The 21,454-nt window shown below is 60.7% G+C and carries 19 protein-coding genes and 5 tRNA genes; 23 read left to right on the plus strand and 1 reads right to left on the minus strand.

Annotated features, from left to right (window positions below):
• Positions 1-3: 3 nt before the first annotated feature.
• The 17 genes from HU737_RS03795 to mgtE all read left to right on the plus strand — a co-directional run bounded on the left by HU737_RS03795 (position 4) and on the right by mgtE (position 17,023).
• Positions 4-768, plus strand: a complete 765-nt coding sequence (locus HU737_RS03795) for an ABC transporter ATP-binding protein (RefSeq protein WP_186557421.1) — start codon at positions 4-6, stop codon at positions 766-768.
• Positions 769-867: 99 nt separating this feature from the next.
• On the plus strand, positions 868-1,848 hold the full coding sequence (gene argR / locus HU737_RS03800; protein ID WP_186557422.1) for a transcriptional regulator ArgR: 981 nt from the start codon (positions 868-870) through the stop codon (positions 1,846-1,848).
• A gap of 351 nt (positions 1,849-2,199) precedes the next feature.
• Positions 2,200-3,408 (plus strand): aspartate aminotransferase family protein, encoded by a 1,209-nt coding sequence (locus HU737_RS03805; RefSeq protein ID WP_186557423.1) that lies wholly within the window; start codon positions 2,200-2,202, stop codon positions 3,406-3,408.
• A 141-nt stretch (positions 3,409-3,549) separates the two neighbouring features.
• Positions 3,550-4,569: an arginine/ornithine succinyltransferase subunit alpha gene (gene aruF / locus HU737_RS03810; RefSeq protein WP_186557424.1), complete on the plus strand. Its 1,020-nt coding sequence runs from the start codon at positions 3,550-3,552 to the stop codon at positions 4,567-4,569.
• 80 nt (positions 4,570-4,649) lie between these two features.
• A complete protein-coding gene (astA, locus tag HU737_RS03815; protein ID WP_186557425.1) occupies positions 4,650-5,678 on the plus strand; it encodes an arginine N-succinyltransferase in 1,029 nt (342 codons plus the stop codon).
• Positions 5,678-7,141 (plus strand): succinylglutamate-semialdehyde dehydrogenase, encoded by a 1,464-nt coding sequence (gene astD, locus HU737_RS03820; RefSeq protein WP_186557426.1) that lies wholly within the window; start codon positions 5,678-5,680, stop codon positions 7,139-7,141. The genes astA and astD overlap by 1 nt, the downstream gene beginning before the upstream one ends.
• Before the next feature lie 23 nt (positions 7,142-7,164).
• Positions 7,165-8,514 (plus strand): N-succinylarginine dihydrolase, encoded by a 1,350-nt coding sequence (gene astB, locus HU737_RS03825; protein ID WP_186557427.1) that lies wholly within the window; start codon positions 7,165-7,167, stop codon positions 8,512-8,514.
• A gap of 13 nt (positions 8,515-8,527) precedes the next feature.
• Positions 8,528-8,818, plus strand: a complete 291-nt coding sequence (locus HU737_RS03830) for a topoisomerase II (protein ID WP_186557428.1) — start codon at positions 8,528-8,530, stop codon at positions 8,816-8,818.
• A 10-nt stretch (positions 8,819-8,828) separates the two neighbouring features.
• The gene (astE, locus tag HU737_RS03835) at positions 8,829-9,836 is read left to right on the plus strand and encodes a succinylglutamate desuccinylase (protein WP_186557429.1); all 1,008 of its coding nucleotides are present in this window, start codon (positions 8,829-8,831) and stop codon (positions 9,834-9,836) included.
• A 383-nt stretch (positions 9,837-10,219) separates the two neighbouring features.
• Complete coding sequence (gene alaS / locus HU737_RS03840; protein ID WP_186557430.1) at positions 10,220-12,844, plus strand: alanine--tRNA ligase; 2,625 nt, start codon at positions 10,220-10,222, stop codon at positions 12,842-12,844.
• Between the two features lie 85 nt (positions 12,845-12,929).
• Complete coding sequence (locus HU737_RS03845) at positions 12,930-14,165, plus strand: aspartate kinase (RefSeq protein WP_186557431.1); 1,236 nt, start codon at positions 12,930-12,932, stop codon at positions 14,163-14,165.
• A gap of 170 nt (positions 14,166-14,335) precedes the next feature.
• Positions 14,336-14,524 carry a carbon storage regulator CsrA gene (gene csrA, locus HU737_RS03850; protein WP_003254503.1) on the plus strand — a complete coding sequence of 63 codons (189 nt, stop codon included), beginning with the start codon at positions 14,336-14,338 and terminating at the stop codon, positions 14,522-14,524.
• Positions 14,525-14,596: 72 nt separating this feature from the next.
• Positions 14,597-14,687: transfer RNA gene (locus HU737_RS03855), tRNA-Ser, on the plus strand.
• Positions 14,688-14,794: 107 nt separating this feature from the next.
• Positions 14,795-14,871 (plus strand) — tRNA-Arg (locus tag HU737_RS03860).
• A 72-nt stretch (positions 14,872-14,943) separates the two neighbouring features.
• Positions 14,944-15,020, plus strand: a tRNA-Arg gene (locus tag HU737_RS03865).
• Positions 15,021-15,093: 73 nt separating this feature from the next.
• Positions 15,094-15,170, plus strand: a tRNA-Arg gene (locus HU737_RS03870).
• A gap of 410 nt (positions 15,171-15,580) precedes the next feature.
• Positions 15,581-17,023: a magnesium transporter gene (gene mgtE / locus HU737_RS03875; RefSeq protein WP_186555922.1), complete on the plus strand. Its 1,443-nt coding sequence runs from the start codon at positions 15,581-15,583 to the stop codon at positions 17,021-17,023.
• 65 nt (positions 17,024-17,088) lie between these two features.
• On the opposite strand, the gene HU737_RS03880 is transcribed toward mgtE, so the two are convergent.
• A complete protein-coding gene (locus HU737_RS03880) occupies positions 17,089-17,415 on the minus strand; it encodes an Arc family DNA-binding protein (protein ID WP_003254499.1) in 327 nt (108 codons plus the stop codon).
• A gap of 344 nt (positions 17,416-17,759) precedes the next feature.
• On the opposite strand from HU737_RS03880, the gene phnN reads away from it, so the two are divergent.
• The 6 genes from phnN (at position 17,760) to ppk2 (ending at position 21,448) form a co-directional block, all read left to right on the plus strand.
• Positions 17,760-18,371, plus strand: coding sequence for a phosphonate metabolism protein/1,5-bisphosphokinase (PRPP-forming) PhnN (gene phnN / locus HU737_RS03885; RefSeq protein ID WP_186555923.1), 612 nt, complete (start codon positions 17,760-17,762; stop codon positions 18,369-18,371).
• 113 nt (positions 18,372-18,484) lie between these two features.
• A tRNA-Arg gene (locus HU737_RS03890) sits at positions 18,485-18,561 on the plus strand.
• A gap of 123 nt (positions 18,562-18,684) precedes the next feature.
• Positions 18,685-19,056: a DUF3302 domain-containing protein gene (locus HU737_RS03895; protein ID WP_186555924.1), complete on the plus strand. Its 372-nt coding sequence runs from the start codon at positions 18,685-18,687 to the stop codon at positions 19,054-19,056.
• Positions 19,057-19,059: 3 nt separating this feature from the next.
• Entirely contained in the window at positions 19,060-20,019 is a 960-nt protein-coding gene (locus HU737_RS03900) for an HlyD family secretion protein (RefSeq protein WP_186555925.1), read from the plus strand.
• Positions 20,020-20,140: 121 nt separating this feature from the next.
• The gene (locus HU737_RS03905) at positions 20,141-20,590 is read left to right on the plus strand and encodes a YMGG-like glycine zipper-containing protein (protein ID WP_186555926.1); all 450 of its coding nucleotides are present in this window, start codon (positions 20,141-20,143) and stop codon (positions 20,588-20,590) included.
• 48 nt (positions 20,591-20,638) lie between these two features.
• Entirely contained in the window at positions 20,639-21,448 is an 810-nt protein-coding gene (gene ppk2, locus HU737_RS03910) for a polyphosphate kinase 2 (protein WP_186555927.1), read from the plus strand.
• Positions 21,449-21,454 lie beyond the last annotated feature (6 nt).

Genomic DNA, 21,454 nt, shown 5'->3' on the forward strand with positions numbered 1-21,454 from the left:
AGCATGTACAAACTCGAAGTCCAAGACCTGCACAAGCGCTATGGCAGCCATGAAGTGCTCAAGGGCGTGTCCCTGGCCGCCAAGGCAGGCGATGTGATCAGCATCATCGGCTCCAGCGGTTCGGGCAAGTCGACCTTCCTGCGCTGCATCAACCTGCTCGAGCAGCCGCATGCCGGCAAGATCCTGCTCAACAACGAAGAACTCAAGCTGGTCGCTGGCAAGGATGGCGCGCTCAAGGCTGCCGATCCCAAGCAGCTGCAGCGCATGCGCTCGCGCCTGTCGATGGTATTCCAGCACTTCAACTTGTGGGCGCACATGACGGCGCTGGAAAACATCATCGAAGCACCGGTGCATGTGCTGGGCATGAGCAAGAAAGACGCGCTGGAAAAAGCCGAGCATTACCTGGCCAAAGTCGGCGTTTCGCACCGCAAGGACGCCTACCCAGGGCATATGTCCGGTGGCGAGCAGCAGCGTGTGGCGATTGCCCGGGCGCTGGCGATGGAGCCGGAAGTGATGTTGTTCGACGAGCCGACCTCGGCGCTAGACCCAGAGCTGGTGGGCGATGTACTCAAGGTCATGCAGTCGCTGGCCCAGGAAGGCCGGACCATGGTGGTGGTCACCCACGAGATGGGCTTTGCTCGCGAGGTGTCCAATCAGCTGGTGTTCCTGCACAAGGGGGTAGTGGAGGAGGCGGGCAATCCGCGCGAGGTGCTGGTCAATCCGCAATCGGAACGGCTCAAGCAGTTTCTCTCTGGCAGCCTGAAGTAAAGGCTGCACCTTTGCACCATAATAGGGCATGCTGCGCAGCGAGCGCAGCCTGACCCGGCGCCACTGACTCGAACTTCCCAAGGTTTCGGACCACGCCCTATGACCACCCAGCGAATCGGTTTTCTCATCTGGCCCAGCACCAAGCCGTTGACCTTGGCGTTGGCCGAGGAGGCATTGCTGGTGGCCCAGCGGGTGCATCCAGATGTCGTCTACGAGCTGGTGTTCCTTCAGGCCGAGCCGTCCGAGCAGCAAGGCTGGCGTCTGCCGGGTGAGCCGTGGAATGGGCGTCTGGAAGGTGTGCACAAGCTGTTGCTGCTGGCCGATGAGCCGCCCACGGCGGTCAATGCCACGTTGTCTACTGCGCTCAAGCAGCTGGCGCGCAGTGGCTGCATGATCGGTGGGCTTTCCGCAGGCGTGTATCCGCTGGCGCTGTTGGGTTTGCTCGACGGCTATCGGGCTGCGGTGCATTGGCGTTGGCAGGACGATTTCGGCGAGCGCTTCCCCAAGGTGATCGCCACCAGCCATCTGTTCGACTGGGATCGCGACCGCCTGACCGCCTGTGGCGGCATGGCCGTGGCTGACCTGCTGCTGGCGGTGCTGGCCCGTGATCATGGTGCCGAACTTGCCGGGGCGGTGTCGGAAGAGTTGGTGGTCGAGCGCATCCGTGAGGGTGGCGAGCGTCAGCGGATTCCATTGCAAAACCGCCTGGGTTCCAGCCACCCAAAGCTGACCCAGGCAGTGCTGCTGATGGAGGCCAACATCGAAGAGCCGCTGACCACTGACGAGATCGCCCAACATGTGTGCGTATCTCGCCGACAGCTGGAGCGGATCTTCAAGCAGTACCTTAATCGGGTGCCGAGCCAGTATTACCTGGAGCTGCGCTTGAACAAGGCGCGGCAGATGTTGATGCAGACCAGCAAGTCGATCATCCAGATTGGCTTGTCGTGCGGGTTCTCTTCCGGGCCGCATTTCTCCAGCGCCTATCGCAACTTCTTTGGCGCCACCCCGCGCGAAGATCGCAACCAGCGCCGTAGCAACAGCCCGTTCGAGCTCAGCTCGGCCCCTGCCGAACGCGGCTGAAATCTGCCCCGGATAGATTGCGTGGGAGCGGGCTTGCCCCGCGATTGCGTCAGCAGAGCCTACACCGCTCCCAATTGAGAAACGCTCGCTTGTCACCCTCGCTGCCAAGCTGTCGCACTAGGCTGTGAACAAGCGTTCACCCATTTGCGGCTGCCATCTCCCCGACAAACCCTGCCTCCTTTACACTGCGCGATTGCGACACTGTTTGTCGCATTGCCGAAAGCCTGGCTAAAACAGGGTTTTGCGCTGTAACAAGTTGTCGCTTGGCCGCAAGGACAGGCGCTGATCAGTCCTTACAATCCCCCCATCGCTCGCCACTTTCAGGCCAGCGTTCCTCTTCAGGAGACTCAGATGTCCGTTGAGCAAGCCCCGGTGCAACGTGCCGATTTTGACCAGGTCATGGTTCCCAACTACTCCCCGGCGGCCTTCATTCCTGTGCGAGGCGAGGGTTCCCGAGTCTGGGACCAGTCGGGTCGCGAGCTGATCGACTTCGCGGGCGGCATCGCGGTAAATGCCTTGGGTCATTGCCATCCGGCACTGGTCAAGGCCCTGACTGAGCAGGCCAATACCCTCTGGCACGTCTCCAACGTGTTCACCAACGAGCCGGCCCTGCGCCTGGCGCATAAACTGGTGGATGCAACCTTTGCCGACAAAGCGTTCTTCTGCAACTCTGGCGCCGAATCCAACGAGGCCGCTTTCAAGTTGGCCCGTCGCGTCGCCCACGACCGTTTCGGCCCTGAAAAGCACGAGATCATCGCCACCCTGAACAGCTTCCACGGGCGCACCCTGTTCACCGTCAGCGTCGGTGGCCAGCCGAAGTACTCCGACGGTTTCGGCCCGAAGATCACCGGCATCAGCCACGTGCCGTACAACGATCTGGAAGCGCTCAAGGCGCAAATTTCCGACAAGACCTGCGCGGTAGTGATCGAGCCGATCCAGGGTGAAAGCGGCGTAGTGCCAGCCGACAAGGCCTACCTGGAAGGCGCGCGTAAACTGTGCGACGAGCACAATGCCCTGCTGATCTTCGATGAAGTGCAAACCGGCGTTGGCCGTACTGGCTCGCTGTACGCCTACCAGCACTACGGCGTTACCCCAGACATCCTCACCAGCGCCAAGAGCCTGGGCGGCGGTTTCCCGATTGGCGCCATGCTGACCACCGCAGACCTGGCCAAGCACCTGGCCGTTGGCACCCACGGCACCACCTACGGCGGCAACCCGCTGGCCTGCGCCGTCGCCTGCGCGGTGCTGGATGTGGTCAACACGCCCGAGGCCTTGGCGGCTATCACCGCCAAGCACGCGCGCTTCAAGGCGCGCCTGGAGAAAATCGAGCTGTTCAGCCAGGTGCGCGGCGTCGGCCTGCTGATCGGCTGCGTCCTGGTCGATGCCTGGAAAGGCAAGGCCAAGGACGTGCTCAACGCGGCCGAGAAGGAAGGCCTGATGGTCCTGCAGGCCGGCCCGGACGTGGTGCGTTTCGCGCCAAGCCTGGTGGTCGAAGATGCCGACATCGATGAAGGCCTGGATCGCTTCGAGCGCGCCATCGCCAAGCTGACCCAGGGCTGATCGCCCTTGTCGCCGGCCCGGTGCGTAACGCCGGCCGGCGATCGCTGAATTCCAGTGCGGGTGCCTGCCAAGTCAATAATCACGGCGCCCGCCGTTTTTCCGTGCCGAGCCACTCGGCCCGTATTCCAAAGGAGTGACACCATGCTGGTAATGCGCCCCGCGCAAATGGCTGACCTCAATGAAGTGCAGCGCATGGCTGCGGACAGCCCCGTTGGTGTCACTTCGCTGCCGGATGATGCCGGTCGCCTGGGCGACAAGATCGCCGCGTCCGAGACCTCGTTCGCCGCTGAAGTCAGCTTCAACGGCGAGGAGAGCTACTTCTTCGTCCTCGAAGACAGCGAAACTGGCAAGTTGGCCGGCTGCTCGGCGATCGTCGCCTCGGCGGGCTACTCCGAGCCGTTCTACAGCTTTCGCAACGAGACCTTCGTGCATGCGTCGCGCGAGCTGAAGATCCATAACAAGATCCACGTGCTGTCGCTGTGCCACGACCTGACGGGCAACAGCCTGCTGACCAGCTTCTATGTGCTGCCCGAATTGGTCGGCACTGGCTGGGCCGAGCTCAATTCGCGGGGTCGCTTGCTGTTCATGGCCGCTCACCCTGAGCGCTTTGCCGATTCGGTGGTCACCGAGATCGTTGGCTACAGCGACGAGCACGGCGAGTCGCCGTTCTGGGATGCCATTGGGCGCAACTTCTTCGACCTCAATTATTCCGATGCCGAACGCCTGTGTGGCCTGAAGAGCCGCACCTTCCTCGCCGAGCTGATGCCGCACTACCCAATCTACGTGCCGCTGCTGCCGGACCTGGCCCAAGAGGCCATGGGCCAAGTGCACCCGCGTGCGCAGATCACCTTCGACATCCTCATGCGCGAAGGCTTCGAGACCGAGCACTACATCGACATCTTCGACGGCGGCCCCACCCTGCATGCGCGGGCTTCAGGGATCCGCACCATCGCGCAAAGTCGCGCGGTGCCGGTCAAGCTTGAGCAAGCGCCGGCCAAGGGTGGCCGCCCGTACCTGGTGTGCAACGGCCAGTTGCAGGATTACCGCGCTGTGTTGCTGGAGCTCGATTGGGTGCCGGGCAAGCCGGTCAGCCTCAGTAGCGAAGCCGCCGAGGCCCTGGGTGTCGGTGAAGGGGCAAGCGTGCGTCTGGTCGCCGTTTGATGGCCGTGGCCGGATAGCCACGGGGCGCGACCGGCAGCAGAGTTTCGCGGCAGGCACAGACCGCCGCACAAGGAGATAGCATGATCGTTCGTCCTGTACGCAGCAGCGATTTACCCGCGCTGATCGAATTGGCACGTAGCACCGGCACGACCGGGCTGACCACCTTGCCGGCCAACGAGGAGCGCCTCGGCCAGCGGGTGCGCTGGGCCGAGAAGAGCTTTAACGGCGAAGCCGGGCGCGGTGACACCGATTACCTGTTCGTGCTGGAGAACGACGAAGGCCTGGTAGTGGGTATCAGCGCCATCGCCGGAGCGGTCGGCTTGCGTGAGCCTTGGTACAACTACCGGGTCGGGCTGACGGTCAGCGCTTCGCAGGAGCTGAACATCTATCGTGAAATCCCCACGCTGTTTTTGGCCAACGACCTGACCGGCAATTCCGAGTTGTGCTCGCTGTTCTTGCGTAGCGACTATCGCAATGGCCTCAATGGCCGCCTGTTGTCCAAGGCGCGGATGCTGTTCATCGCCGAGTTTCCCGAGCTGTTCGGCAAGAAGGTGATCGCTGAAATGCGCGGTATCTCCGACGCGGCCGGTCGCTCGCCGTTCTGGGAATGCCTGGGGCGGCACTTCTTCAAGATGGAGTTCAGCCAGGCGGACTATCTCACTGGCGTGGGTAACAAGTCGTTCATCGCCGAACTGATGCCCAAGTTCCCGCTGTATACCTGCTTCTTGTCTGAAGCGGCGCGCGAGGTCATTGGCCGGGTGCACACCGACACCGAGCCTGCACTGGCCATGCTTGAGCGCGAAGGCTTCAACTATCAAGGCTATGTCGACATCTTCGACGCAGGCCCGGCGATCGAGTGCGAGACCGCCAAGATCCGTGCCGTGCGCGAGAGCCAGAACCTGGTGTTGGCGGTGGGTACGCCAGGCGACGATGCCACGCCTTATCTGATTCACAACCGCAAGCGCGAAGACTGCCGCATCACCGCAGCGCCCGCACGCCTGGCGGCGGGCACCTTGGTGGTCGATCCGCAGACCGCCAAGCGCCTGCGCCTGGGCGCAGGCGATCATGTGCGCGCGGTGCCACTTTCGGCCGCGCGGGAGGCTCAGTAATGACGACTCATTTCATCGCGGGACACTGGCAAGCGGGGCAGGGCGAGCCACTGCAATCGCTCAATCCGGTCACTCAGGCAGTCGTTTGGAAAGGTCAGGGCGCCACTGCCGCTCAAGTCGACGCGGCAGTGACAGCCGCGCGGCAGGCCTTCCCGGCCTGGGCGCAACTGAGCCTGGATGCGCGTATTGCCGTGCTTGAGGCTTTTGCCGATCAGCTCAAGGCCAATGCCGACGAGCTTGCGCGTTGCATCGGTGAAGAAACCGGCAAGCCTTTGTGGGAGTCGGCCACCGAAGTGACCAGCATGGTCAACAAAGTGGCGATCTCGGTGCAGAGCTATCGCGAGCGCACCGGGGAAAAAAGTGGTCCACTGGCGGACGCTACGGCGGTGTTGCGGCACAAGCCGCATGGCGTGGTGGCGGTGTTTGGCCCGTATAACTTCCCCGGCCACCTGCCTAACGGCCATATTGTGCCGGCGCTGTTGGCGGGTAACTGCGTGGTGTTCAAGCCGAGTGAGCTGACCCCCAAGGTCGCCGAGTTGACGGTCAAATGCTGGATTGCCGCCGGCTTGCCTGCGGGTGTTCTCAATCTGCTGCAGGGCGCTCGCCAGACCGGTGTCGCCCTGGCCGCCAATCCAGGTATCGATGGCCTGTTCTTCACCGGCTCCAGCCGTACCGGCAATCTCCTGCACCAACAGTTCGCAGGACGCCCGGACAAGATCCTTGCCCTGGAAATGGGCGGCAATAATCCGCTGCTGGTCGATCAGGTCAAGGACCTGGACGCTGCGGTGTACACCATCATTCAGTCGGCCTTCATTTCTGCGGGGCAGCGCTGCACCTGCGCCCGCCGCCTGCTGGTGCCGCAAGGTGCCTGGGGTGACGCGCTGCTGGCGCGCCTGGTCGAGGTGAGCCGCACGATCAGCGTTGGCGCGTTCGATCAGCAGCCGGCACCGTTCATGGGTTCGGTGATTTCCTTGCAGGCCGCCCAGGCATTGCTGGATGCGCAACAAGCCTTGCTCGGCAATGGCGCTGTAGCGCTGTTGGAAATGACCCAGCCGCAGCCTGACGCCGCGCTGTTGACCCCGGGCATTGTGGATGTCACCGCTGTGGCTGAGCGCCCGGACGAGGAATTCTTCGGGCCGTTGCTGCAAGTGATCCGCTACAGCGATTTCGACGCCGCCATCGATGAAGCCAACGCTACCCAGTACGGCCTGGCGGCGGGCCTGTTGTCAGACTCGCGTGCGCGCTACCAGTACTTCTGGCTGCGTAGCCGGGCCGGCATCGTCAACTGGAACAAACAGCTGACGGGGGCGGCCAGCAGTGCGCCGTTCGGCGGTGTGGGTGCCAGCGGCAACCACCGCGCCAGTGCCTATTACGCGGCCGACTACTGCGCCTATCCGGTGGCTTCGCTGGAGACCGCCAGCCTCGCCCTGCCGGCGACTTTGACGCCGGGCGTCACCCTATAACAAACGGTCTCGGAGCCTAGCCGATGAAATCCTACGAAGTGAATTTTGATGGCCTGGTGGGGCCGACCCACAACTACGGCGGTCTGTCTTACGGTAACGTGGCCTCGCAGAGCAATAGTCAGCAGTGCTCCAACCCGCGTGAAGCGGCGCGCCAGGGCCTGGCCAAGATGAAGGCGCTGAGCGACCTGGGCTTCAAGCAGGGCGTACTGGCCCCGCAGGAGCGGCCGGATGTCGCCGCCCTGCGTCGGCTGGGCTTCTCTGGCAGCGATGCCGAGGTGATCAGCCGCGCCGCGAAAGAGGCCATGCCGCTGCTGGTCGCCAGCTGCTCGGCGTCGAGCATGTGGGTGGCCAATGCCGCCACGGTCAGCCCAAGCGCCGATACCGCCGATGGTCGCGTGCATTTCACCGCTGCCAACCTCAACTGCAAGTACCACCGCAGCATCGAGCACCCGACCACCAGCCGGGTGTTGGCAGCCATGTTTGCCGATGAGCAGGTGTTCGCTCATCACCAGGCGCTGCCTGCGGTGGCCCAGTTCGGCGACGAAGGTGCGGCCAACCACACGCGCTTCTGTCGCAGCTATGGCGAGCCAGGGGTCGAGTTCTTCGTCTATGGCCGCAGCGCTTTTGACAGCCGCTTCCCGGCGCCGCAAAAGTACCCGGCTCGGCAAACCCTCGAGGCCTCGCAGGCCGTGGCTCGGCTGCATGGGCTCAGCGACGACGGGGTGGTCTACGCTCAACAGAACCCGGCAGTGATCGACCAGGGGGTGTTCCACAACGACGTAATCTCGGTGGGCAACGGCGAGGTGCTGTTCTACCACGAAGACGCCTTCCTCGAGACCGATGCGGTACTTGCGCAACTGCAAGCTAAACTGGCCAGCAAGGGCGCCAACTTCCAGGCCATCCGGGTGCCTCGGGCGGCGGTAGCGGTAGAGGACGCGGTGCGTTCCTACCTGTTCAACAGCCAGCTGCTCTCGCGTGAAGATGGCTCGATGCTGTTGGTGGTGCCGGAGGAGTGCCGCAACAACGAGCGGGTCTGGAGTTATCTCGGCCAGCTGACCAGCACTGGCGGCCCGGTCAAGGAGGTCAAGGTGTTCGACCTCAAGCAGAGTATGCAAAACGGCGGTGGCCCGGCTTGCCTGCGCTTGCGCGTGGCCTTGAAGGAATCGGAACTGGCGGCGGTCAATCCAGGCGTTATCATGTCGCCGTCGCTGTACGACACCTTGGTCCGGTGGGTAGACAAGCACTACCGCGATCGCATGAGCGAGACCGACCTTGCCGATCCGCAACTGCTGGTCGAGTGCCGTACGGCCCTGGATGAATTGACCCAGATCCTCATGTTGGGTTCGGTCTATCCGTTCCAACGCCAACCTTGAAGAGAGAATTGTAATGTCCGACGCCCTGCGCCTGATCCTTGAAGATGAAGACGGCACCCAGCTGGAAACCTCCTGCACGCGGTTTGCCGTGGTCTGGCAAGGTAAAGAAGTGTGGATCCAGCAGGACGGCCGCGGCCAGCTGCTGATCGGCGTCGATGTCGCCGAAGACGACACCGAGTACGCCAACCTGCTGCTGCGCCCGATGGCCACCAACCTGGTCAGCCTGGAGCTGGAAATGGAGTCGGCAGAAGTCGGCGACGATGACGACCACGTCCACGGTCCTGACTGCGGTCACCACCACTAAGGAAACGCCTATGCTCGCTCTCGGCAAATTGCTTGAGCTGACCCTGACCGATCACGAACCGGCCGAGAAGACCCAAGTGACCACCCGGGGCGTGCGTTTGCGCTGGCTGGGCGAGGGGGCGTTGGAAGTACGCCCGCCTGAAGGCGAGGATTGCGGCCTCGACCTGCTGTTGTCAGCCGGCATCCATGGCAACGAGACGGCTCCGATCGAGCTGCTCGAGAAGTTGCTGCATGGTGTGGCCAATGGCGAGATCAGGCCGCGCGCGCGGGTGCTGTTCCTGTTCGGCAACCCGCCTGCGATCCGCAAGGGCGAGCGTTTCATCGAGCAGGATATCAACCGCCTGTTCAACGGCCGTCACGAGCTTTCCAGTGGTTTCGAAGCGTTGCGCGCCGCTGAGCTTGAGCAGTTCGCCCGGGTGTTCTTCAGCAAGCCTGAGCGCACCCGCCTGCATTACGACCTGCACACTGCTATCCGCGGCTCGAAGATCGAGCAGTTTGCGCTGTATCCGTACAAGGAAGGGCGCAAGCACTCGCGCCGCGAGCTGGCCCGCCTGGCAGCGGCGGGGATGCAGGCGGTACTGCTGCAGAGCAAGTCTTCGATCACTTTCAGTGCCTTTACCTATGAGCAGCTGGAGGCCGAAGCCTTCACCCTGGAGTTGGGCAAGGCGCGGCCATTTGGGCAGAACGAGCAAGTCAATCTCGACCGGCTCGAGACCCGCCTGCGCCAGATCATCGAGGGCAACGAGCCGCCGACCGACGACACGCTCGATGGTTTGCAGCTGTTCAGCGTGGCGCGCGAGATCATCAAGCACAGCGACTCTTTCAACTTGCACCTGCCGACGGATATCGAAAACTTCTCCGAGTTGGCCAAAGGCTACCTGTTGGCCGAAGACCTGGCCGAGATGCGCTGGGTGGTCGAGGAGGAGGGCGCGCGGATCATTTTCCCCAACCCTAAAGTGCGTAACGGCTTGCGCGCCGGCATCCTGATCGTGCCGACTTCTGCACAGCTGCTGGGTTGAGCGTGCATGTTGGCGTGACAGCGAGAACGAGAGAACAAAATAGCGTGGGAGCGGGCTTGCCCCGCGATAGTGGTTAGCGATTCGCCCCCCGTTCTGCCACTGCACCCAAGCAAATCCTTGGATCCAAACACCGATGAAAACCTTTTAATTCACCACCTATTCCATTTTCCCTTCCCCTGAGCGGTAATTGGCTTGCCACCGGCCAAACGCTCGCCTTAGCATCCCGATCATGTTTTTGCCCGCGTTGAGCTGAAATTCCGTCCAATCGACGGTTTCCATCGCATAAACACACTGCACCGAGATTGCAGGACCGATATAATGCGGCCCTTTGCCGTCGTTTCGACGCGTTTGCCTTAACGGCCGCCGTTTCCGTGGAAGAACCTATGAAAAGCGCAGAAATCCGTGAAGCCTTCCTCCGCTTCTTCGAGGAGCAGGGGCATACCCGAGTCGCCTCCAGCTCCCTGATTCCGGGCAATGACCCGACCCTGCTGTTTACCAACGCCGGTATGAACCAGTTCAAGGACTGCTTCCTCGGCCAGGAAAAGCGCGCCTACACCCGCGCTGCCAGCAGCCAGAAGTGCGTACGCGCCGGCGGAAAGCACAACGACCTGGAAAACGTCGGCTACACCGCGCGTCACCACACCTTCTTCGAAATGCTGGGCAACTTCAGCTTCGGCGACTATTTCAAGCGCGACGCGATCACCTTTGCCTGGACCTTCCTGACCTCCGACAAGTGGCTGAACCTGCCCAAGGAAAAGCTCTGGGTCACCGTCTACGCCAGTGACGATGAAGCCTACGACATCTGGACCAAGGAAGTCGGCGTGCCGGCCGAGCGCATGGTGCGCATTGGCGACAACAAAGGCGCGCCCTACGCCTCCGACAACTTCTGGACCATGGGCGACACCGGCCCGTGCGGCCCATGCACCGAGATCTTCTACGATCACGGCGCCGACATCTGGGGCGGCCCACCCGGCTCGCCAGAAGAAGACGGCGACCGCTACATCGAGATCTGGAACAACGTCTTCATGCAGTTCAACCGCACCGCCGATGGCGTCCTGCATCCGCTGCCAGCGCCGTCGGTCGACACCGGCATGGGCCTGGAGCGGATCAGTGCGGTCATGCAGCACGTGCACTCGAACTACGAGATCGACCTGTTCCAGAACCTGCTGGCAGCTGCGGCCAAGGCCATCGGTTGCAGCAACGACGGCCAGGCTTCGCTGAAGGTCGTCGCCGACCATATTCGCTCCTGCGGCTTCCTGATCGCCGACGGCGTGCTGCCGTCCAATGAAGGCCGCGGCTATGTGCTGCGCCGGATCATTCGCCGTGCTTGCCGTCACGGCAACAAGCTGGGTGCCAAGGGCAGCTTCTTCTACCAGATCGTTGCGGCACTGGCGGCCGAGATGGGCGAAGCTTTCCCTGAGCTGACCAGCCAGCAGGCGCATATCGAGCGCGTGCTCAAGGCTGAAGAAGAGCAGTTCGCCAAGACCCTCGAGCAGGGCCTGCGTATCCTCGAGCAAGACCTGTCGCAGCTTCAGGGCACTGTCGTCCCAGGCGACGTGGTGTTCAAGCTGTACGACACTTACGGCTTCCCGATGGACCTGACCGCTGACATCGCCCGTGAGCGCGAGCTGAGCATCGACGAGGCTGGCTTCGAGCGTGAGATGGACGCCCAGCGTGAGCGTGCCCGCTCCGCCAGCGCCTTCGGCATGGACTACAACAGCCTGGTCAAGGTCGACACCGCCACCGAGTTTCTCGGCTACGACGCCACCGAAGGCCAGGGCAAGGTCATTGCTCTGTACAAGGATGGCCAGGCGGTCGACCAGCTGGGCGAAGGCGAGCAGGGCGTTGTCGTACTGGATCGCACGCCGTTCTACGCCGAATCCGGTGGCCAGGTCGGTGACTCTGGCTACCTGCAGTCCGGCGCTGTGCGCTTCGACGTGCAAGACACTACCAAGACCGGTGGGGCATTCCTGCACCATGGCGTTGTCGCCAGCGGTGCTCTGGTCATCGGCTCGCCGGTTGAAGCCAAGGTCGACGCCGAGGTGCAACACGCTACCTCGCTGAACCACTCGGCCACTCACCTGTTGCACGAAGCGCTGCGTCAGGTGCTGGGTGAGCATGTCCAACAGAAGGGCTCGTTGGTCGACAGCCAGCGCCTGCGCTTTGACTTCAGTCACTTCGAGGCGCTCAAGCCAGAGCAGATCAAGGCTCTGGAAGACATCGTCAACCGCGAAGTGCGCAAGAACACCGAGGTACTGACCGAACTGACCGATATCGAAACCGCCAAGCGCAAGGGCGCCATGGCGCTGTTCGGCGAGAAGTACGGCGATACCGTGCGCGTATTGAGCATGGGCGGCGATTTCTCGGTGGAGCTGTGCGGCGGCATCCATGCAAAGCGCACTGGCGATATCAGTGTGTTCAAGATCATCAGCGAAGGTGGCGTGGCCTCCGGTGTGCGTCGTATCGAGGCGATCACCGGCGCCGCGGCCCTGGCTTACCTGAACGCTGCCGAAGAGCAGGTCAAGGAAGCCGCGCAACTGGTCAAGGGCAACCGTGACAATCTGATCGACAAGTTGTCGGCTGTGCTGGAGCGCAACCGTCAGCTGGAGAAGCAGCTCGAGCAGCTGCAGGCCAAGGCCGCCAGCGCCGCCGGAGACGATCTCTCCAACGCGGCTGTTGAGGTCAAGGGCGCCAAGGTTCTCGCCGCACGCCTGGATGGTCAGGATGGCAAGGCCTTGCTGGCCCTGGTCGATCAGCTGAAGAACAAGCTCGGCCATGCAGTGATCCTGCTGGGCAGCGAGCATGAGGGCAAGGTCGTGCTGGTGGCTGGCGTGACCAAAGACCTCTCCGGCCAACTCAAGGCCGGCGATCTGATGAAGCAGGCCGCTGCAGCGGTAGGCGGCAAGGGCGGTGGTCGTCCGGACATGGCCCAGGGTGGCGGCGTTGACGTCGCTGCGCTGGACAATGCCCTGGCCCTGGCTGTGCCGTTCGCCGAACAGGGGCTTTGAGATGAAGCGGCCCGCTGTCTAGTAGCGGGCCGCTTCATGTTGGATTGATTATTGGGTGCCCATCGTGGGCAGAGGCAGCTTTGAAATGGCGTTGATCGTACAGAAATTTGGCGGCACCTCTGTCGGTTCCATCGAACGAATCGAGCAGGTTGCCGACAAGGTCAAGAAATTCCGTGACGCGGGCGATGACCTGGTGGTTGTGCTGTCGGCCATGAGCGGGGAAACCAACCGCCTGCTGGACCTGGCCAAGCAGATCAGCGACAAGCCGGTTCCGCGTGAACTGGATGTGATCGTCTCGACTGGCGAGCAGGTGACAATTGCCCTGCTGGCCATGGCCTTGATCAAGCGTGGCGTGGATGCGGTGTCCTACACCGGCAACCAGGTGCGCATCCTCACCGACAGCGCGCACAACAAGGCGCGCATCCTGCAGATCGACGACCAGAAGATCCGTGCCGACCTCAAGGCAGGTCGCGTGGTGGTGGTGGCCGGTTTCCAGGGTGTCGACGAGCACGGCAGCATTACCACCCTGGGCCGTGGCGGCTCGGACACCACCGGTGTGGCCCTGGCCGCGGCGCTCAAGGCCGACGAATGCCAGATCTACACCGATGTCGATGGTGTCTACACCACCGACCCGCGTGTTGTGCCCCAGGCCCGTCGCCTGGAGAAGATCACCTTCGAAGAGATGCTGGAAATGGCCAGCCTCGGTTCCAAGGTGCTGCAGATTCGCTCGGTGGAGTTCGCCGGCAAGTACAACGTCCCGCTGCGCGTGCTGCACAGCTTCAAGGAGGGTCCAGGTACCCTCATTACCATTGATGAAGAGGAATCCATGGAACAGCCGATCATTTCCGGTATCGCCTTCAACCGTGATGAGGCCAAGCTGACCATTCGTGGCGTACCGGATACCCCGGGCGTTGCCTTCAAGATCCTCGGCCCGATCAGCGCTTCGAACATCGAAGTGGACATGATCGTGCAGAACGTCGCGCACGATAACACCACCGACTTCACCTTCACTGTGCACCGCAACGAATACGAAGCGGCGCTCAAGGTACTTGAGAATACTGCTCGTGAGATCGGTGCCCGTGAAGTGATCGGCGACACCAAGATCGCCAAGGTTTCCATCGTTGGTGTTGGCATGCGCTCGCACGCCGGTGTTGCCAGCCGCATGTTCGAAGCGCTGGCCAAGGAGAGCATCAACATCCAGATGATCTCCACCTCCGAGATCAAGGTCTCGGTGGTCATCGAAGAGAAGTACCTGGAGCTGGCGGTGCGTGCCCTGCACACCGCGTTCGAGCTGGACGCCCCTGCCCGTCAGGGCGAGTAAGGCGTTGCCTCGGGAAGGGCGCGGCTTGCCGCGCCCTTCGCGTTTCTGGATGCCATGGAGAGTCCTGTCCTACTCATCATGGCAGCCACACGGGCCCTGCCTTCGTCCCTGGTGCACGGCCCGGCTATCACAGACTGTAATCCCTGATTGAACTGCGTAAGGAGAAAGCTATGTTGATTCTGACTCGTCGGTGCGCCGAGAGCCTGATCATTGGTGACGGTGAGATCACCGTTACGGTCCTGGGTGTCAAAGGCAACCAGGTACGTATTGGCGTCAGCGCCCCTAAGGAAGTGGCCGTTCACCGCGAGGAAATCTACCTGCGAATCAAGAAAGAGAAGGATGAGGAGCCAAGCCTTTAATTCTTTTGAAGTTTTTTTCAAAAAAAGGGTTGCAAACGAGGAGGAGGCTGTTTAATATTCGCCTCGTGTTGCGGTGAGGTGGCCGAGTGGCCGAAGGCGCTCCCCTGCTAAGGGAGTATACCTCATAAGGGTATCGGGGGTTCGAATCCCCCCTTCACCGCCATTATTTGCGTAGGGCGCTTCAGCTGGACAAGGTTGCTAAGTCGTTGAAATTAAACGAAAAAGTACTTGTCAAAACGGTAAAGCGAACTATAATGCGCGGCAAGAATTGGACTCATAGCTCAGCTGGATAGAGTACTCGGCTACGAACCGAGCGGTCGCAGGTTCGAATCCTGCTGAGTCCACCATACAACATGACGATTTTGCTTGCAGGGTCGGATTGTATAACCAGTGGTAATCTGGTCTAAAACTACCAACTTGGACTCATAGCTCAGCTGGATAGAGTACTCGGCTACGAACCGAGCGGTCGCAGGTTCGAATCCTGCTGAGTCCACCATATAGCGCGGCGATTGTGCTTGCACGGTCGCCTTGTTTCAACCAGTGGTAACCTGGTCTAAAACTACCAACTTGGACTCATAGCTCAGCTGGATAGAGTACTCGGCTACGAACCGAGCGGTCGCAGGTTCGAATCCTGCTGAGTCCACCATATACAGCAAAAAGCCCGCTTTTATAGCGGGCTTTTTGTTTTCCGCTATTCACTGAATTGTCAGTGATGTCCAGCTAGACTCTCAGATAAGCCCTCTAGGCCTGCAGCGCCTAGGCGAGCGATCATCATCTTACGGCTTGAACATTGTCTGTGCTTTTTTATGGGCAGCCGCCGTCGCACTGATGGCTTCGAGCGTTGTCATAGCTTTATCGCGCAAACGATTGTTCTTGCCAAAAATTTAAGCGATCTGACAGCTGTTGCAGTGTATGATTGCGCCCGTCAGCCCCGCCGGGGCTTGTGGAATACCACCATGGACTTACCCAGTAGTTACTCCCTAACACGATTTGCCAAGTTAGATCTGACCGATTGATTCCCCCGGCGTGCTCCGCTGCTGGGAGTGGAGTTCGCCTATGACCGAAGTAGAAGTAAAGAAAGCCCAAGAGAGCCTGCAGGATCGCCTGGCTCAGGTGATCGATCTATTGCAGCGCCAGCGGGTAGTTGAAGACCTGACTCATCGCCAGGAAGGTCATCACCATGACCTGGTGGAAAATCTTGTCCACCGCCAGAATCTGGTTGAGCTGCAACGCAAGCTCGACGATCTGCACCCCGCCGACATCGCCTACATTCTCGAGGCCCTGCCGCTCGACGACCGTCTGACCGTTTGGCAGCTGGTTCGCTCCGAGCGCGATGGCGACATCCTCCTTGAAGTGTCCGACGCGGTCCGTCAGACCCTGATCGCCGATATGGACGATCACGAGCTGCTCGCCGCCGCCAAGGAGATGGACGCTGACGAACTGGCGGACCTCGCTCCTGAGCTGCCGCGTGATGTCGTTCATGAGCTGATGGAAACCCTCGATGCCCAGCAGCGCGAACGCGTCCGTTCGGCCCTGAGCTACGACGAGGAGCAAGTGGGTGCGCTGATGGACTTCGAGATGGTCACCATCCGCGAAGACGTCAGTCTTGAGGTGGTATTGCGTTACCTGCGCCGTCTCAAAGAGCTGCCTGGCCACACCGACAAACTGTTCGTAGTCGACTACGACGGTATCCTCAAGGGCGTGCTGCCGATCAAGCGTCTGCTGGTCAACGATCCGGACAAGCAGGTGGCCGAAGTAATGGCGACCGATCCGGTGTCGTTCCATCCGGACGAAGATGCCTACGATGCGGCCCAGGCCTTTGAGCGTTACGACTTGGTTTCCGCGCCGGTAGTAGACAAGAGCGACCGCCTGATCGGCCGTTTGACTATCGATGAAATGGTCGACCTGATTCGTGAGGAGAGCGAGAGCGAAGTCCTCAACATGGCTGGTCTGCGTGAAGAGGAAGATATCTTCGCCTCGGTCTGGCGTTCGCTGCGCAACCGTTGGGCGTGGCTGGCGATCAACCTGGTGACTGCGTTTCTCGCTTCGCGGGTGATCGGGTTGTTCGAAGGTTCCATCGAGAAGCTGGTGGCGCTCGCGGCATTGATGCCGATCGTGGCGGGCATTGGCGGCAACTCGGGCAACCAGACCATCACCATGATCGTCCGCGCCATGGCCCTGGACCAAGTCAGCCCGGGCAACACCGCGCGGCTAATGCGCAAAGAGCTGGCTGTATCTCTGATCAACGGCCTGATCTGGGGTGGGGTGATCGGGGCGGTGGCGTACTGGCTCTACGGTAGCTGGTCACTTGGGCTGGTAATGACCGGGGCGATGACCTTGAACCTGCTGTTGGCAGCATTGATGGGCGTATTGATTCCAATGACCCTGGCGCGTCTGGGGCGCGACCCGGCAATGGGCGCGAGCGTGATGATCACTGCAGTGACCGACAGTGGTGGTTTCTTCATCTTCCTTGGCTTGGCCACCTTGTTCCTCATGTAAGTGAGCAAACTACAGACGAAAAAAAGCCAGCATTAGCTGGCTCTTTTTTTGACCGCTGGAAGGGATCAGGACGCGTCAGCGGCCATTTCCACGTCGTGGGCGATCAGTGCCACCAGGGCATTTTGCTGGCGGTGAGAGAGCTGACGGAAGCGCTGCAACAGCTCGCGCTCGTGCAGGCTCAGCTCTGGGCTATCCAAACGCATGCTCAGCTCGTCGCCCAGTGCGCCTTCCTGGATAAGACTCTGTTCCAGGCGGGCGATGATCTCGGAGTTCATGCTGCGGTGATGGTTGCGGGCTACCTCGGCAATGCGCTCACGCATCCCGTCAGGCAGGCGGACGACAAACTTGTCAGCGGTGCGGCTCGAATAGATAGCCTGTTTCATTGGGCGCATATAAATTGACCGGTTTACTGGTTCAGGGGAAGCGGTTCTCAAATTGGCCGCACGGTGGAAGTACGACCGTGGCGACGACAAAATGTTCAACCGTCATGTAATTTTGGGTGTTCATCTTGCCTCAATGTCGCCGTTTCCTTGGCGTCAATTCTGTGACAAATAGTGATCCGGATAAAGGCTTTTTGCCAGTACCAATTATCAGAAATGAGCACTGGTTTGAAAAGTTTTGCTTTTGTCGGATGGTCTTGACGTCAGACCTTTGTCGTCAAAATCTGGTAACGGGCGGCAAAGGCAGGGGAAAACACCTAGAATGCGCAGGTTCCCTATTAGAGAGCATAGTGGCTATGCAACATGACGCAAGCGGCGTTCCGACTAAGACAGGGCGCCTGATATTCCTGATTGGACCCTCTGGATCGGGAAAAGATTCCCTGATTGACGCTGCTCGCGCGAAATTGACTACGCACGGCGTCGAAGTTGCCCGCAGGGTCATTACCCGCTCGGCAGAGGCCAAGGGCGAATCGGCTCACGGCGTGACCCCGGAGCAATTCGAAGCGATGCGCGAGGCCGGGCAGTTTGCCATGTATTGGCGTGCTAATGGCCTTGCGTACGGCATACCTGCGCAGATTGACCGTTGGTTGGAAGCGGGGCATCACGTTTTGGTCAATGGCTCGCGTGGTTATCTGGCTGAGGCCCGTCGGCGCTATCCCAATCTACTGGCAATTCGCCTGGATGTTGCCCCGCAGGTGCTACGACAACGGCTGCTGGCGCGCGGTCGGGAAACGCTCGAAGAGATCGAGCACCGTCTGCAACGTAATGCCCAGCTAGCCAAGCACGATGATCAGAGTGTGCAGGTGCTGGACAACTCGAGCACGTTGCACAAGGCGGTCATGGGATTGTTTGACTTGCTGCATCGTCAGGGCTTGCTTAAGGCCGCAGAGCAGGGCCACGCCTGCTAGAACTCAGAGAAAAGGATTACCTGCAAAAAGCCCGAATCAAGCATGACAAACGCCAGCCTGCTGGTTAACATGCTCGCCGTCACGCCCGTTCGTCAGTCATTGACGGCACCTGTGTCTCAGTAGCTCAATTGGATAGAGCATCCCCCTCCTAAGGGGAAGGTTGGCAGTTCGAACCTGCCCTGGGACACCATTTCATCTATATCGCTAGCCTTTTTTGCCTTTGACGCGGGTTCCAGCGACTCAGCCTAATACTTAGTCCAAGCTTGACTAAACTGCTTCCACCACATCTCTCTTTTGGATGTACGGAGCAGCCATGCTTGATTACTTCGCACTCGGTGTGTTGATTTTCGCAGGTCTGGTGTTGTTCTACGGCATCATCGTGCTGCACGACATCCCTTACGAAATTGCCGTTCATCGCAACCATCCGCACCAAGACGCTATCCACGCCACCGGTTGGGTCAGCTTGTTCACCCTGCACGCGTTATGGCCGTTCCTGTGGATCTGGGCAATGCTCTACCGCGAGGATCGCGGCTGGGGCATAGGCACAAGCACAGGCTTGGATCGCCATAGCCCAGCAGCTGAGTTGCAGCAGCAGATCGTCGAACTGCAACAGCGTGTGGCGCATCTGGAAGCAAGGCAGGCCAACCCTCGAGACAGTGAGTATGAGTCCGGCGGGGGGATCTAGACCATGGACCTGCTGCTGATCCTCACCTACGCCGCAATCTGCATTGCAATCTTCAAGCTGTTCAACATTCCGCTAAACAAGTGGACTGTGCCCACCGCCGTATTGGGCGGTGTGGTGATGATCGGCGCACTGATTTTCACCATGAACTACAACCACCCTTATTCGGAGGTGGCGCGTTCTTATTTCGTTTCAGTGCCGGTGGTGCCAGTGGTCAGCGGCAAGGTGATTGATGTGCCGGTCAAGGGCAACGAGGTCTTGCAGGAGGGCGATGTACTGTTTCGCATCGATCCCGCGCCTTTTCAGTACCGCCTGCAATCGCTCAAGGCCCAGCAGGTGGCGGCAAGGGGCGATCTGTTTCGCATCAACGAGCTGATCAAGCGCAATTTCGGCACCCGGCGTGAGCAAGAAGCAGCGCTGGCCCGGGTCGGCGACCTGCAGGCGCAGATCGACAACGCCCAGTTCGAGCTGGACAACACCGTGGTACGCGCCCCGAGCAAGGGCTTTGTCACCCATGTGTCACTGCGTCGCGGGATGATGGCGACGCGTTTGCCACTGCGCCCGTCGATGGTGTTCATCCCGCAGGAGGGTCAGTACTTCGCTGCGTGGATGCGCCAGAACAGCCTGCTGCGCCTGGTCGCGGGGGATGAAGCGGAAGTGGCGTTCGATGGCATCCCGGGCAAGGTGTTCAAAGGGCGGGTGAAGAGTGTCATCACGGTAATTGCCGAAGGCCAGGTGCAGCCTTCTGGCACGCTAGTGAGCTACACCGGCTCGCCGCCGCCCGGGCGGGTGCCGGTGATCATCGAGATCACCGATCCGGCGTTTGCCCAGTACAGCGCGCAGATGCCGGGCGGCGCCTATGGCCAGGCGGCGATCTACAGCAAGCACTTCGAACACATCGGCACCATGCGCAAGATTCTTTTGCGCATGGCGGCCTGGATGAACTACATCTTCCCGTTCCATTGATGGCAACGCTGACCCTCGGCGCACCGCTGGGCGGTAGATGCAGGCAGGGTAGGGGGCGCGACCTACACTAACCAGGCTGTTTCCTCTCACCCGCTTTCAAGCGCAGGTTGCAAAAATCATCATGCTCAGGCCATCGTCGCTCAGCCTTTTTATCGCCTTGCTGCTGGCTAGTGCCCAAGGGGTAGCCGAATCTGTGGTGCCCTTGCGCGGCCAGAACTCACAGCAGACTCAAGCCGACATCAGTGAATGCCACTCCATTGCCAACAGCGCCAGCAGCACCCCGCCTGCCTCGGGTGGTCGGCTCAGAGGTGCGGCGGTCGGCGCCACGGCCGGGGCAGTTGGCGCCCAGGTTCGCGGCAACCAGCACGAAGAAGTCTATGACCGTATCGACGATGACGTGAAACAGGAGTACCGACAAAATCGCGCACGCGAGACTGCGGCTGCCGGTGCTGTGGTCGGTGGTGCCAGGCAGCGTCAGGAGCGTCGCCAGCAACGCCACAACGCTGAATCAACCAATGCCAGCGCGTACACCAGCTGCCTGCAAGGCAAGGGGTATCAGGTCACGCCTTGAGTGCAGCGACCCGCAGCACCCAGCCACGTGTCACCAGGAGGTATTGGCATGTCCAAGAGCAAGAAAGGCAAACCGCAGAAGGGCGAGAAACTGAAGAACAAGGACTACCTCGAACACCTGCGTCATCTGCATGTCGAGTTGGTCAAGTTGCAGGAGTGGGTCAAAGCCAAGGGCATCAAGGTCTGCATCATCTTCGAAGGCCGTGACGGTGCGGGCAAGGGCGGGACCATAAAGGCCCTGACCGAGCGGGTTAGCCCACGCGTGTTTCGAGTAGTGGCCCTGCCAGCACCGAACGACCGGGAAAAAAGCCAGATGTACTTGCAGCGCTATCTGCCGCATCTGCCTGCCGCGGGGGAGGTAGTGATCTTCGATCGCAGTTGGTACAACCGCGCCGGCGTCGAGCGGGTCATGGGTTTTTGCACCCAGGAGCAGGCCGAGAGCTTTCTCAATGCCGTGCCAAGCGTGGAGCGGGCGATTATTGATTCGGGGGTGATACTGCTCAAGTACTGGCTGGAAGTCAGCGAGCAGGAGCAGACCCGACGCCTTGAGGCGCGCATCGAGGATGGGCGGAAAATATGGAAGCTGTCGCCAATGGACCTTAAGTCCTACAGCCGCTGGTATGACTATTCGCGCGCACGGGACGAGATGTTCAGAGCTTCTGACACCGGCCATGCCCCCTGGTTTGTCGCTGACTCAAATGACAAGCGCCGCGCCCGCCTCAACATCATTGCCGATCTGCTCAGCCGGATCCCGTACAAGGACGTGCCACGCGAGAAAGTGAAGTTGCCCAAGCGGCAGAAACCCGGGAACTATCGCGAGTCGGATTATCAGTTCAAGCGCGTAGCAGAACAATTCTGAGCGCTA

The organism is Pseudomonas urmiensis (genome assembly GCF_014268815.2).
Lineage (GTDB): Bacteria > Pseudomonadota > Gammaproteobacteria > Pseudomonadales > Pseudomonadaceae > Aquipseudomonas > Aquipseudomonas urmiensis.